The sequence below is a fragment of the Actinoplanes sp. GCM10030250 genome (genome assembly GCF_042666575.1).
In the GTDB taxonomy this organism is placed as follows: Bacteria; Actinomycetota; Actinomycetes; order Mycobacteriales; family Micromonosporaceae; genus Actinoplanes.
On the sequence record NZ_JBHTDO010000013.1, the window covers coordinates 197,131 to 209,624 of the forward strand.

The window sequence follows — 12,494 nt, forward strand, 5'->3', positions numbered from 1 at the left end:
ACCCGATGTTGCAGGACTTCGGGTGGCTGAGAAGGGGGACATCCATGGCAACCCGAGACACAGGTGGTCAGTCGCAGAGTGGCAAGGGCCGCAGCGACCAGGAGACCGAGGACGTCACCGTCGAGGCCAATCCCGAGGTCGCCGAGCGGCACGCGGAGATCACCGAGGATGTGGACGATCTGCTGGACGAGATCGACTCCGTTCTCGAGGAGAACGCGGAAGAGTTCGTGAGAGGGTACGTGCAAAAAGGGGGTCAATGAGGCAAATGTCCGTTTCGGGGGGATCGGACGAAAAGGAGTGCCCGCAGTGTGGGCGCTTTCTTCGCACCACTGAGTTCCATAAGAACCAGCGGCGCTCGGACGGCTTGGCGTACTACTGCAAGCAGTGTGCTGCCGAGCGGTCCGAGCAGAGCCGTCGAAATCGTGGCATCCGGCCGGCCAGGAAGCCTCCCGGACCGGTGCCCGACGGATCGAAGTGGTGCCCCGATTGCGGGTCTGTCAAGACGCTCGCCGAATTCGCGCGCGCCAAAGCGCGGGCTGACGGATACCACACGTACTGCCTTGTCTGCCACAGCGCCCGCGGGAGGGAGACGAGGGACCGGCTCTACGGCGGATCTCGTGAGTACCATCTCCGGCGGCGTTACGGCATCGACGGCGCCGTTGTCGCCGAGCTGCTCGCGGAGCAAGGGGGTGTCTGTGCGATTTGTGGCGCGAACGACCCGCAACACGTAGATCACGGTCATCGCACCGGGTGGGTGCGCGGGATATTGTGCTTCAACTGCAACGGCGGACTCGGGCAGTTCCGGGACGACCCGGTTCTCCTTGCCAATGCGATCACGTACCTGAAAGGAACCACGTGGCGACGGGCTTTGATCCATCCGGGCGTCTACCGGATTTCTTCACCAGCACGGGGACGTCTTCCTTCACGCAGTTCCTGAGTCAGGCCGCCCCGGAGCTGTTGCCGGGCCGTCGGCCGCTCCCGCCGGGGCTCTCCGCCGACATCGCGCCGCACGGCACCACGATCGTCGCGATCGCGACTGCCGACGGTGTGGTGATGGCCGGTGACCGGCGCGCGACCATGGGCAACCTGATCGCCAGCCGGGACATCAAGAAGGTGCACCCCGCCGACTCGTACTCGCTCATCGGTATCGCCGGCACCGCCGGCATCGGTATCGAGCTGATCCGCCTGTTCCAGGTGGAGCTGGAGCACTACGAGAAGATCGAGGGGGCGATGCTCTCCCTCGACGGCAAGGCGAACCGCCTCGCGGCCATGGTGCGCGGCAACCTCGGTGCCGCGATGCAGGGTCTCGCGGTGGTCCCGCTCTTCGCCGGGTTCGACCTGTCGCCCGTCGACGCGTCGAGGGCCGGCCGGATCTTCAGCTTCGACGTGGCCGGTGGCCTCTACGAGGAGACCGGTTACGAGGCGATCGGGTCGGGTTCGCTGTTCGCGAAGTCGGCGCTGAAGAAGCGTTACCGGGTGGGCGTGAGCACCGAGGACGCCATCCGGCTCGCTGTGGAGGCGCTCTACGACGCGGCCGACGACGACACGGCGACCGGCGGTCCGGATGTGACCCGCAAGATCTATCCGGTGGTGATGACCGCGACGGCTAACGGTACGCACCGGCTGAGCGACGAAGAGATCACCTCGGTGGCCGAGCAGGTCGTCCAGGCACGCATGGACAACCCGGGCGGTTGATCCGCACTACTGAGGAGAAGGAGTAGCCACCCGTGGCCATGCAGTTCTACGCATCACCCGAGCAGGTTCAGCGGGACCGCTCGGAGTACGCCCGCAAGGGCATCGCCCGTGGCCGCTCGGCCGTGGTGCTGACGTACGAGGGCGGCATCCTGCTCGTCGCCGAGAACATCACCACCCTTCGCAAGATCAGCGAGATCTACGACAAGATCGCGTTCGCCGCCGTGGGGCGGTACAACGAGTTCGAAGCGCTGCGGCGCGGCGGCGTGCGGATGGCTGACATGGTCGGCCTGAGCTACGACCGGCGGGACGTGACGGCGCGGGCGCTGGCTAACACGTACACGCAGACGCTCGGTGCGATCTTCTCGGAGACGCAGAAGCCGTACGAGGTGGAGATCTGCGTCGCGCAGGTCGGTGCCTCGGCCGAGCAGGACGAGCTCTACCGGATCACGTATGACGGTTCGGTCATGGACGAGCCGGGCTTCATGGCGATGGGCGGCCAGGCCGAGGCCATCGCGAACATGCTGCGCGAGCGGCACGACGGTGCGGCCGACCTGACCACCGCGCTGACGCTGGCGCGGGAGGCGCTCGGGTCGGTCGGCGGGGAGAACGGGCAGACCCGCACGCTGGAGGCCAAGCAGCTCGAGGTGGCGGTGCTGGACCGGCGCCGGCAGGGGCGGGCGTTCCGGCGGATCGCCGGGGCGTCTCTGACCAGTCTGCTGGGGCACGAGTCGGTGGCGGAGGCGGATCTGGGGGACGTGGACTCGGCGCCGCCGGCACCGGCTGAGGCCAAGCCGACGATCTCGGCGGCTTCGGCTGACAAGGAGAGTGCTGGGCCGGCGAGTGCCGGGCCGGCGAGTTCGGGGCCGGCGAGTTCGGGGCCGGGCAAGAATTCGGGGCCTGAGAAGAAGAAGTGATCGATGGGCGCGGCCGGGGGCCGCGCCCATCGCTTTTCGGGGGCTCGGGTTGCGGTGGCTCGGGATTGAGGCTCGGCGGCCGGGAGGTGCTGGGACGGGCGTTGATGGGCGCACACGTTGAGGTTGTGTGCGCGTTTACCCACGTCAGGGGCCTTGTCGCGGCACACGTAAGGCCAATGTGTGCGGCTACCCCCGCTGGGCTCGGGCTTACGCGGACGTTCGTGGCAGCTGCGGCGATGGCGTGCGGCCCTGTGCGGGTGCGAGGCGTGCGGCGTGGCAGAGCCCGTGGCGTGGTGGGGTGAGGGTTTGTGGGGCGGGTCGACCGGGAGTAAACGGGAAAGCGCGAGTTGTGACTGCCGCTGAACCGTTTCTTACGGCTAGTGTTTCGTCATGGAACGGCGAATTTTCGGCCTCGAGACCGAGTACGGAGTCACGTGCACCTATCGGGGGCAGCGGCGGCTGTCGCCGGATGAGGTGGCCCGCTACCTGTTCCGCCGAGTGGTGTCCTGGGGACGCAGCAGCAATGTGTTCCTCCGCAACGGCGCACGCCTCTACCTCGATGTCGGTTCCCACCCTGAATACGCGACCCCCGAGTGCGATTCCGTCACCGACCTGGTCGCGCACGACCGGGCCGGGGAGCGGATTCTGGAAGGTCTGCTCGTCGACGCTGAGAAGCGGCTGCACGACGAGGGGATCGCGGGGGAGATCTATCTCTTCAAGAACAACACCGACTCGGCCGGCAACTCGTATGGTTGCCACGAGAACTACCTGGTCAGCAGGCACGGCGAGTTCGGGCGGCTGGCTGATGTGCTGATCCCGTTCCTGGTCACGCGTCAGCTGATCTGCGGCGCGGGCAAGGTGCTGCAGACGCCGCGCGGCGCGGTGTTCTGCCTGTCGCAGCGGGCCGAGCACATCTGGGAGGGCGTCTCCAGCGCCACCACCCGGTCCCGGCCGATCATCAACACCAGGGACGAGCCGCACGCCGACGCCGAGCGTTACCGGCGGTTGCACGTGATCGTCGGCGACTCGAACATGAACGAGGTCACCACCCTGCTCAAGGTCGGCGCCGCGGACATCGTGCTGCGGATGATCGAGGCGGGTGTGGTGATGCGTGACCTGACCCTGGAGAACCCGATCCGGGCGATCCGCGAGGTCAGCCACGACATCACCGGCCGCCGCAAGATCCGACTGGCGAACAACAAAGAGGTCTCCGCGCTGGAGATCCAGCAGGAATACCTGTCGAAGGCGACCGAGTTCGTCGAGCGGCGTGGCGGCGACCCGGTCGCCAAGCGCGTGGTGGAGCTGTGGGGCCGGGTGCTCAACGCGGTCGAGTCGGGCAACCTCGACTCGGTCTCGCGGGAGATCGACTGGGTGTCGAAGTACAAGTTGATCGAGCGGTACCAGGCCAAGCACGAGATCCCGATGTCGCACCCGCGGATCGCTCAGCTGGACCTGGCGTACCACGACGTGCGCCGCGGCCGCGGGCTGTACGCGTTGATGGAGAAGCGCAAGCAGGTCGACCGGATCGCCAACGACCTGCAGATCTACGAGGCGAAGGAGACGCCGCCGCAGACCACGCGGGCCCGTCTGCGCGGCGAGTTCATCAAGCACGCGCAGGAGAAGCGGCGCGACTTCACCGTCGACTGGGTGCATCTGAAGCTCAACGACCAGGCGCAGCGGACCGTGTTGTGCAAGGACCCGTTCCGGGCCTATGACGAGCGGGTGGAGCGGTTGATCGCCAGCATGTGACGAGCGGGTGGAGCGGTTGATCGCCAGCATGTGACGAGCGGGTGGAGCGGTTGATCGCCAGCATGTGATCGACGGAGCGGAGCGGCTGATCGCCGGCATGTGACGGCGGGCTAGGCTGGCCGGGTTATGACTTCAGCACCCGGCCAGCCCGACCTTCCCGATCCTCCCGAGCGCACCGACTCCGAAGTCCGTTTCCGCCGTGTCGAGCGCCGCCGGGAGAAGGTCTACCAGCAGGTTCAGCAGGCCAAACACGGCCGGCACTGGGTACCGACGTGGCTGCTCGCCGCAGTGCTGGGCCTGCTCGTCGCCGGCTGGCTGTACCTGATCATCACCTCCTGAGAACGACACCTGATCATCACCTCCTGAGAACAACCCGTTTGCAACTGAGCGGGCAACCCGCCGTCAACCGCGATGCCGTGTGCTGAGTCCGTGGCGAGTGCGCGGTTCACAGTGGTGGCGGTCCTGGCCGTCGCGGGCTATCAGGTTCTGCCGGACACCGGCTGGTGGACGGCCGCCTGGCAGGTGGCGATCGGCTGGGCGGCCACCGCCGCGATCCTGCTGGGCGCTCGCCGGCTGCCCCGTGCCGACCGGTTGCCCTGGTGGTGTTTCGCCACCGGAATCCTCCTGAACGCGACCGGCATCGGCGTCGCGATCGTCAGCGAGGAGTACTTCGGCCTGGTCGACCTGCCGACCCCGGCCGATCCGCTGTTCCTGAGTCTCTACCCGGCCTGCGCGCTGGGGCTCGCCGTCCTGGTGCGGCGGCGCGACCGGCGGCGGGACTGGACCGCGCTGATCGACGCGGCCACCATCACGATCGGGTTCGGGCTGCTGGCCTGGGTCTACGTGATCGCGCCGGAGGACGCCGGCGATCAGATGACCCGGTGGGCGCATGCGACGCAAGTGGCGTACCCGATCGGTGATCTTCTTTTGATCGGCATGATGACCCGCCTGCTGCGCAGCGGTGGCAGTCGCGGTGCCTCGTTCTGGTGGATCACCGGCGGGCTGGCGGCGTTCCTGATCGGTGACACGGCGTGGGTGGTGCTCGGCAATCTCGGTGATCTCGGCGTCGCTCTGGAGGGTGCCCGCTGGTTCCGCCGCCCGCTCGAGTCGGTGTTCCTGGTGGCGTTCCTGCTGTTCGGCATCGCGGCGCTGCACGCCGACGCCCGCCGTGTCGCCACCCGCGCGGAGACGCCGCCGGTCCGGCTCGGTCCGGGCCTGCTCGCGCTGCTCGCCGGTGCCTCGCTGATCGCACCGGCGCTGCTGGGTGTGCAGCTGGAAGCCGGGTATGTGCGCAACGGCTGGGCGTTCGTGTTCGGCTCGGCGGCGCTGTTCCTGCTGGTCGTGTCCCGGATGGCGCTGCTGGTCCGGGAGGTGGAGCGGCACGCCCGCCAGGTGCGCGACCTGGCCCGTTCGGACGAGCTGACCGGCCTGCCCAACCGGCGCGCCTGGAACGACGAGCTGCCCCGCGCCCTGGAACGGGCCCGCCGTGACCGGACGCCGGTGTCGGTGGCGATCCTCGACCTCGACCATTTCAAGGGTTTCAACGACGCCCACGGTCACCCGGCTGGTGACCGGTTGCTGAAGGAGGCCAGCGCGGCGTGGCACGCGACGCTGCGGGAGGTCGATGTGATCGCGCGGTACGGCGGTGAGGAGTTCGTGGTCCTGCTGCCGGGGGCGGACGCCGGTGAGGGCCGTCAGGCACTGGACCGGGCGCTGGCGGTCACGCCGCTGGGGCAGACGTTCTCGGCCGGGCTTGCGGTGTGGGACGGCATCGAGACGTCCGACGAGCTGCTGCAACGTGCGGACGCGGCATTGTATGAAGCAAAGGCGGCCGGCCGGAACCAGATCTCTCAGGCGAGCAGCGCGGCGGCGTGACGGCCCGCCGCGGCGGCGGACAGGAAGTAGCCGTGGTCCTGGTCGAGTCTGCGGCCCATCGTGGAGAGCGGCACCGGGCTCGCGCGTAAGGCCTGGTCGAGGCCGTCGCTCGGGACGCGGATCAGGCGGTGCCGCGCGCTCAGCGGCGCGAGCGCGGCGTCGACCGCGGCGGCCAGGGCGGGGTCCAGGCCGTCGGGCACCGGCAGGTCGGTGCGGACAAGAGCAATTCTTCCGTACGCCGTGAGGCTGTGATGCGACACGCCGCGGTGCCGCTCCCGCCCGTCCCCGCCGGAGATCCGCAGCGAGCCGACCGGCCGCCCGCCCAGCACCCCGATCGCGTTGATCGCCTCGCCGAGCGCCACCCCGGAGAACCCCCAGGTCGTGCCGGTACCCAGGTTGCCGGGGCCCTGCGCCACGACGGTGACGTCCGCACCGAGCACGTGGCGCGCGGCGAGCAGGCCGGTGTGCACGGTGCTCGCCTCCAGGTCACCGCCGAATGCCTGACCCGTGGTCACAGTCCCGGCGAGGTGGTCGCGCAGGCCGTCGAGCGTCCGGGAGAACCACGCCGGCAGCGCACCGCCGTCGGTCATCAGGTAGGCGACCCGGGCGTCCGGGCGGTCGGCGTGGACACCCGCGAGGATCGCCGGGAGCGCCGAGTGCAGGTCGGCGGTGACCACCGGCATGCCGTCGATCGAGGTGGCGGCGGCCATCACCGCGCGGTGCGGTGACGCCTCCTCGTCGACGCCGAGCAGGATCGGCTGGAGCGGGGTGTAGCGGGCTTTCACCAGGTGACCGCCGTCGCGAGTGGAGCCGTCGGCGGGCGGGTCGGGCGGGAGCCGGTCGGGAATGGCGACGACCAGGGCGTACCCCCCAGTGCCCAGACCCATCACCAGCGCACCCACGTTGAGTAGCACCCGGTCGCCCGGTTCGGGCGATCCGACCAGGCCGGGATAGGCCAGGGCGCGCAGCGGCCCGCCCTCGGTCTCCACATCGAGTTCGACGGCGCCGCGCCAGCTGCGCCGCACCGCAAGGACCGTCCCGGACCGCCACCGCACCATGGCGGGGACTTTATAAGGAGCCGTGCTGCCTGGACCTCGTCGGGTCGAGGAACACGTAGCGGATCTCCGGAAAGCGCTCCTGCAGCCGCCGTTCGGCCTCGTCGGACGCCTCCTCGATCGCCGCGCCGCTCACCTCGTCGGCGAAGTCCACCTTCGCCGCCACCAGGATCTCGCCGGGTCCGATCTGCATGGTGAACAGCGTCGGCACCGCCGTGACGACCGGGATCGCGGCGATGTCCCGGGCGATCTCGTTGTGCACCCGCCGCGGCACCGACCGGCCGACCAGCAGCGACACGTTGCTCAGGGCCAGCACCGAGGCGACCACCAGCAGGAGCAGGCCGATCAGGATCGAGGCCACCCCGTCCCAGACCTCCGAGCCGGTGGCCTGGGCCAGGCCGAGACCGGCGGCGGCCAGCAGCAGGCCGATCAGCGCTGCCGCGTCCTCGAAGAACACCGCCTTGACCGTGGTGTCCGAGGTGAGCCGCAGGAACCGCCGCGGCGAGGTGTGCCAGCGCTGGGACGCGTTGCGCACCTGGCGCACGGCCTTGAGGAACGAGGCGCCCTCGGCGATGAAGGCGACCGCGAGGACGATGTACGACACCAGGTACTGGCCGGTGTGCTCACCGCTGAGGATCGTGGTGACGCCGTGATAGATGGAGAAGCCGGCACCGCCGACGAACGTGAACAGGGCGGCGATGAAGGCCCAGACGTAACTCTCCTTGCCGTACCCGAACGGGTGCTCCTCGTCGGCGGGCTTGGTGCCGCGGCGCAGGGCCACGTACAGGAACACCTCGGTCACCGTGTCGGCGAGCGAGTGCGCGGCCTCGGACAGCATCGCGGCCGAGCCGGACAACAGCCCCGCGACCAGCTTGGCGATCGCGATGGCGAGGTTGGCGGCACCGGCCACCAGGACGGTGCCGACGCTCTCCGACTTGCCGTTCGAGGGTTCGGCGGGAGCGGGGAGCGGGGGGCTCTCGGTGTGGGTCACCGACGCGGTGTTCCCCGGGCGACGCGGGGATAACCGCCCGGGGGCGCGGGCTGCTAGCGTTGCGGCCGTGTCGCGCACTCGTACGGAGCGCCTGGTTAACCTGGTGATCTGCCTTCTGTCCACGCGGCGGTTCCTGACTGCCGCCCAGATCGCCGCGACCGTGCCCGGTTATGAGCACGACCCCTCCGACCCACGCGACCACGAGGCGTTCCAGCGCAAGTTCGAGCGGGACAAGGCCGAGCTGCGCGAGCTGGGTGTGCCCCTGGAAACCGGTACGGCGAGCATCTTCGACCAGGAGCCCGGATACCGCATCGCCCAGCGGGAGTACGCGCTGCCCGACATCCTGCTCGAACCGGACGAGGCGGCCGCCGTCGGCATCGCCGCCCGGCTCTGGCAGCACGCCGGGCTCGCCGCGGCCGCCTCCTCCGGGCTGGCCAAGCTGCGCGCCGCCGGCGTCGAGGTCGATCCGCAGGCCACCCTCGGTGTCGAGCCGGTGGTGACCGTCGACCCGTCGTTCGGCCCGCTCACCGCCGCCGCCCGGCAGCGCCGCGCCGTGACCTTCAAATACCGGCGTCCCGAGGGCGACGAGCCCAGCGCCCGCCGCCTCGAGCCGTGGGGCGTGGTCTGCTGGCGCGGCCGGTGGTATGTGGTGGGTCACGACCGGGACCGCGCCGCCACCCGCTGCTTCCGGCTGTCCCGGATCGTCGGCGACGTGCGCCTGGTCGGGCGCGAAGGCGCCTTCGCGCCGCCCGCGGACGCCGACCTGATCAGCCATGTGGCCCGTTCGTCGGGGCCGATCGCCCGCAACGGGCGGGCCATCGTCACGGTCCGGCCGGGCCGCGCGGCCGGGTTGCGGCGGATGGCGAGCGAGACTGTCGCGCTGCCCGGGGGAGATCGGCTGACCATTGCGTACGGTGACGCCGAGTGGCTGGCCTCCCGGATCGCCGGGTACGGGCCGGACGTTCGTGCCGAGGGGCCGCCGGAGCTGCGGGACGCGGTGATCCAGCAGCTCAAGGAGCTGGTCGTCCGCTACGAGCCGGTGGTTCCGGCGGCTCGGGTGGCTCCGGCGGTGACCTCGTGACGCCTCCGCGGACGTCGGCTGATCGTCTCGGGCGGCTGCTCAACCTGGTGCCCTACCTGCTGGCCCGGCCCGGCATCGCGGTGGCCGAGGCAGCCGCTGACCTGGGCGTGACCGACAAGCAGCTGCGTGAGGACCTGGAGCTGCTCTGGGTGTGCGGGCTTCCCGGGTACGGCCCCGGCGACCTGATCGACATGGCGTTCGACGGCGACCGGGTGACGATCAGCCACGACGCCGGCATCGACAAGCCGTTGCGCCTCAACCCGGACGAGGCCCTGGCCCTGGTGGTGGCGCTGCGGATGCTCGCCGAGACACCCGGCATCGGCACCCGCGACGCCATCGAGCGCGCCCTGGCGAAGATCGAGAGCGCGGCGGGCGATCTGGCGGACGCACCGGTCGCCGTGCGCCTTCCCGCCAATCAGAAGAAACTCGCTGAGGTACGGGCGGCAGTGGATTCGGGACACGCACTGCGCCTCACCTACTACACCGCGGCCCGCGACGAGACCACCGAGCGGGTCGTCGACCCGATGCGGATGCTGATGGTGGAGGGCTTCGCCTACCTGGAAGCGTGGTGCCGCCGCGCCGAGGGCACCCGGATGTTCCGGATCGACCGGATCGACGCGCTGGCCGAGCTGCCGGAGCCCTCGGTGCCGCCGGTCGAGGCGGTGCCGCACGACGTGAGCGACGGGGTTTTCCGGCCGGGGCCGGAGTTGCCGCTGGTGACGCTGCGGGTGGCCCGGGGCGGGCGGTGGATCACCGAGTACTACCCGGTCGAAGAGGTGCGGCGGGATTCGCCGGAGTGGCTGGTCACGATGCGGGTGACCGATCTGGGGTGGGCGCAGCGGTTCCTGGCCGGGGTCGGGCCGGAGGTGACCGTGCTCGGGCCGCCCGAGCTGGTGGAGCGGATCCGTGCCCAGGCGACGACCGCCCTGGATCAGTACGCGGCGCCGGGTCCTCCCCCGGTCGCGTCCCCGCCCTCGCCGGGGCTTCTTTCCGCGCCGGATGGGGCCGGGGCCGAGCCGGGCCGGTAGGGTGGCCGGGTGGTGATGTGGGTCTGGATCGCGGTGGTGGCGATCGCGCTGGTCGTGCTGGTGTCCCTTGCTGTGCGCCTGCTCGGGCGGTTGTCCGGGTTGCAGCGTGCGGCGCGCCGGTTGCAGCGGCGGCAGGAGGAGGCGCTGCGGCTGCAGGCGGGGGCCGAGTCCCTGCAGCAGACCGTGCAGGGCTTGCAGGACCGTGCTGAGATCGCGCAGGGCCGGGTCGCTCAGATCCAGGCCGGACTGGGACGCTAACGGCTGTTCGTGCCCGGTTGCCCGGGACTTCTCAAGATCATAAGAATCATGGGCCCTCCGGCGGGCAACTTCTCCAGAAACCACACGTACGATGGACCCCGCAACCTGATCCGACCGACTGGAGTCATCCCATGGGCGTGCTGAAGCCATGGCACATCATCGTTCTCGTCGTGGTCCTCGTGCTGCTCTTCGGCGCGAAGCGGCTGCCTGACGCGGCCCGCTCCCTCGGGCGCTCGCTGCGCATCATCAAGGCGGAGACCAAGGGTCTCGTCGACGACGACAACGTCGCGGAGAAGGCCGAGCCGCAGCACAGCCGCACGCCGCTTCAGGGTGAGGTGCAGCAGCCGTACCAGCAACAGGGCTACCAGCAGGCGCCGCCCCCCGGCTACCAGCAGGCCCCGCCCGCCGGTTATGAGCAGCAGCCGCCGGCCGGTTACCAGCCGCCGCCCGCGGGCTACCAGCAGCCGCAGGCGCAGCCGTTCGTCGACCCGGTGCAGCGCACCAACGACCGCTGACCCCCGGGCCGATGCGTCTGAGTCTGCGCCGCCCGGGGCCGACCAAGTTCGAGCAGGCCGCCGACGGCTCGATGACACTCATCGAGCACGTCCGGGAGCTGCGTAACCGGCTCTTCGTGGCGTCGGTGGCCGTCGTCGTGGGTCTGATCGTCGGCTTCGTCATCTCCCAGTGGGTCTTCGGGATCCTCAAGGCTCCCTACTGTGACCTGCCCAGCTCCGCCGACCAGTCGGGCAGCTGCGAGTTCATCACGCTCGCGGTGACCGACCAGCTCATGCTGCGGCTGAAGATCGCGCTGTGGGTGGGCCTGGTCGTCAGCGCCCCGGTCTGGCTCTACCAGCTCTGGGCGTTCGTCGCTCCGGGCCTGCACCGGCACGAGCGCAAATGGGCATACATCTTCGTGGCACTCGCCACGCCGCTCTTCAGCGCCGGCGTGGTCCTCGCCTACTTCGTGATCGGCCACAGCCTGGCCTTCATCATGCAGGCCGGTGTCATCGGCGAGCCGACCAAACTCGAGGTCACGTCGTACGTCGGCTTTGTGATGAACATGCTGCTGCTGTTCGGCGCGGCGTTCGAGTTCCCGCTGCTCCTGCTGATGCTGAACTTCACCGGCGTGGTCAGTGCGGCCCGGCTCCTCAGCTGGTGGCGTGCGGTGGTGTTCCTGTCGTTCGTGTTCGCGGCGATCGCCACCCCCGACCCGGGGCCGTTCGGGATGACGCTGCTGGCGGGCTGCATCACCCTGCTGTACTTCATCGCCGTCGGTGTCGCCTTCCTCAACGACAGGCGCAAGGGCCGGGGCAAGGAGATCTACGCCGGGCTTGACGACGACGAGATCTCGCCGCTCGCCGAGGAACGTGTGCCGGTCGGGGCATCGGACCCGATCGAGGCGCCGACCTCGATCGACGGGCCTACGCCGATTGACGGGCGCACGCCGATTGATGGGCGGTCCCCGATTGATGGGCGGTCCCCGATTGATGGGCGGGCGCCTATCGACGGGCCCGCACCGGTGGCTAAGCCTGCGCCGCTGGAACGCCGTTTTGACGACATGACCTGAGTTCGTTCGTTCGGAACTGATGACCGCCGCCCTGTTGCCGGGGCGGCGGTCGTTTCGTTTCGCGGTGGCGGCGGTGGTTCCGCTTCGGGGCTTCGGCTGCGCGTCGCGGGTCGCCTTCGCCGCGGTTATCGCCTTCTGGGAGTTAGGCGCACACGTTGAGGTTGTGTGCGCGTTCAGGCACGTCAGGGGCCTTGTCGGCGCACACGTAACGCCGATGTGTGCGGCTGGCCATGCTCGGATGGGAGCGGGGACGGGCCTGGGGGTGGCGGAGGGATGCCTGG

Annotated in this window: 14 protein-coding genes; 12 read left to right on the top strand and 2 right to left on the bottom strand. The window is 69.9% G+C overall.

Annotated elements, in window-relative coordinates:
• Positions 1-44 precede the first annotated feature (44 nt).
• The 7 genes from ACFQV6_RS19150 (at position 45) to ACFQV6_RS19180 (ending at position 6,233) form a co-directional block, all read left to right on the top strand.
• Positions 45-260: a ubiquitin-like protein Pup gene (locus tag ACFQV6_RS19150; protein WP_229076444.1), complete on the top strand. Its 216-nt coding sequence runs from the start codon at positions 45-47 to the stop codon at positions 258-260.
• Positions 261-265: 5 nt separating this feature from the next.
• Entirely contained in the window at positions 266-937 is a 672-nt protein-coding gene (locus ACFQV6_RS19155) for an endonuclease VII domain-containing protein (RefSeq protein WP_378028856.1), read from the top strand.
• Positions 856-1,695, top strand: coding sequence for a proteasome subunit beta (gene prcB, locus ACFQV6_RS19160; RefSeq protein WP_378028857.1), 840 nt, complete (start codon positions 856-858; stop codon positions 1,693-1,695). Before ACFQV6_RS19155 ends, prcB begins: the two co-directional genes overlap by 82 nt.
• A 32-nt stretch (positions 1,696-1,727) precedes the next feature.
• On the top strand, positions 1,728-2,609 hold the full coding sequence (prcA, locus tag ACFQV6_RS19165) for a proteasome subunit alpha (protein WP_378028858.1): 882 nt from the start codon (positions 1,728-1,730) through the stop codon (positions 2,607-2,609).
• Positions 2,610-2,999: 390 nt separating this feature from the next.
• On the top strand, positions 3,000-4,358 hold the full coding sequence (pafA, locus tag ACFQV6_RS19170) for a Pup--protein ligase (RefSeq protein ID WP_378028859.1): 1,359 nt from the start codon (positions 3,000-3,002) through the stop codon (positions 4,356-4,358).
• Positions 4,359-4,484: 126 nt separating this feature from the next.
• Positions 4,485-4,697, top strand: a complete 213-nt coding sequence (locus ACFQV6_RS19175) for a hypothetical protein (RefSeq protein ID WP_378028860.1) — start codon at positions 4,485-4,487, stop codon at positions 4,695-4,697.
• A 90-nt stretch (positions 4,698-4,787) separates the two neighbouring features.
• Positions 4,788-6,233 carry a diguanylate cyclase gene (locus ACFQV6_RS19180; protein WP_378028861.1) on the top strand — a complete coding sequence of 482 codons (1,446 nt, stop codon included), beginning with the start codon at positions 4,788-4,790 and terminating at the stop codon, positions 6,231-6,233.
• Here ACFQV6_RS19180 and ACFQV6_RS19185 read toward each other — a convergent pair.
• Positions 6,209-7,291 (bottom strand): DUF3866 family protein, encoded by a 1,083-nt coding sequence (locus ACFQV6_RS19185; protein WP_378028862.1) that lies wholly within the window; start codon positions 7,289-7,291, stop codon positions 6,209-6,211. The genes ACFQV6_RS19180 and ACFQV6_RS19185 overlap by 25 nt on opposite strands.
• 10 nt (positions 7,292-7,301) lie before the next feature.
• Positions 7,302-8,279, bottom strand: coding sequence for a cation diffusion facilitator family transporter (locus ACFQV6_RS19190; RefSeq protein WP_378028863.1), 978 nt, complete (start codon positions 8,277-8,279; stop codon positions 7,302-7,304).
• A gap of 67 nt (positions 8,280-8,346) precedes the next feature.
• On the opposite strand from ACFQV6_RS19190, the gene ACFQV6_RS19195 reads away from it, so the two are divergent.
• The 5 genes from ACFQV6_RS19195 (at position 8,347) to tatC (ending at position 12,213) form a co-directional block, all read left to right on the top strand.
• Complete coding sequence (locus tag ACFQV6_RS19195; RefSeq protein ID WP_378028864.1) at positions 8,347-9,360, top strand: helix-turn-helix transcriptional regulator; 1,014 nt, start codon at positions 8,347-8,349, stop codon at positions 9,358-9,360.
• Positions 9,357-10,388, top strand: a complete 1,032-nt coding sequence (locus ACFQV6_RS19200) for a helix-turn-helix transcriptional regulator (RefSeq protein WP_378028865.1) — start codon at positions 9,357-9,359, stop codon at positions 10,386-10,388. Before ACFQV6_RS19195 ends, ACFQV6_RS19200 begins: the two co-directional genes overlap by 4 nt.
• A 15-nt stretch (positions 10,389-10,403) precedes the next feature.
• Positions 10,404-10,646 carry a hypothetical protein gene (locus ACFQV6_RS19205; RefSeq protein WP_378028877.1) on the top strand — a complete coding sequence of 81 codons (243 nt, stop codon included), beginning with the start codon at positions 10,404-10,406 and terminating at the stop codon, positions 10,644-10,646.
• 131 nt (positions 10,647-10,777) lie between these two features.
• Positions 10,778-11,161, top strand: coding sequence for a Sec-independent protein translocase subunit TatA (tatA, locus tag ACFQV6_RS19210; protein ID WP_378028866.1), 384 nt, complete (start codon positions 10,778-10,780; stop codon positions 11,159-11,161).
• Between the two features lie 11 nt (positions 11,162-11,172).
• Complete coding sequence (gene tatC / locus ACFQV6_RS19215; RefSeq protein WP_378028867.1) at positions 11,173-12,213, top strand: twin-arginine translocase subunit TatC; 1,041 nt, start codon at positions 11,173-11,175, stop codon at positions 12,211-12,213.
• Positions 12,214-12,494 lie beyond the last annotated feature (281 nt).

What these genes read in the sequence shown, in the direction of transcription:
- ACFQV6_RS19150 (WP_229076444.1), top strand. Translation starts at nt 45, where the DNA reads ATGGCAACCCGAGACACAGGTGGTCAGTCGCAGAGTGGCAAGGGCCGC.
- ACFQV6_RS19155 (WP_378028856.1), top strand. Translation starts at nt 266, where the DNA reads ATGTCCGTTTCGGGGGGATCGGACGAAAAGGAGTGCCCGCAGTGTGGG.
- pafA (WP_378028859.1), top strand. Translation starts at nt 3,000, where the DNA reads ATGGAACGGCGAATTTTCGGCCTCGAGACCGAGTACGGAGTCACGTGC.
- ACFQV6_RS19175 (WP_378028860.1), top strand. Translation starts at nt 4,485, where the DNA reads ATGACTTCAGCACCCGGCCAGCCCGACCTTCCCGATCCTCCCGAGCGC.
- ACFQV6_RS19185 (WP_378028862.1), bottom strand. Translation starts at nt 7,291, where the DNA reads ATGGTGCGGTGGCGGTCCGGGACGGTCCTTGCGGTGCGGCGCAGCTGG.
- ACFQV6_RS19205 (WP_378028877.1), top strand. Translation starts at nt 10,404, where the DNA reads ATGTGGGTCTGGATCGCGGTGGTGGCGATCGCGCTGGTCGTGCTGGTG.
- tatA (WP_378028866.1), top strand. Translation starts at nt 10,778, where the DNA reads ATGGGCGTGCTGAAGCCATGGCACATCATCGTTCTCGTCGTGGTCCTC.
- tatC (WP_378028867.1), top strand. Translation starts at nt 11,173, where the DNA reads ATGCGTCTGAGTCTGCGCCGCCCGGGGCCGACCAAGTTCGAGCAGGCC.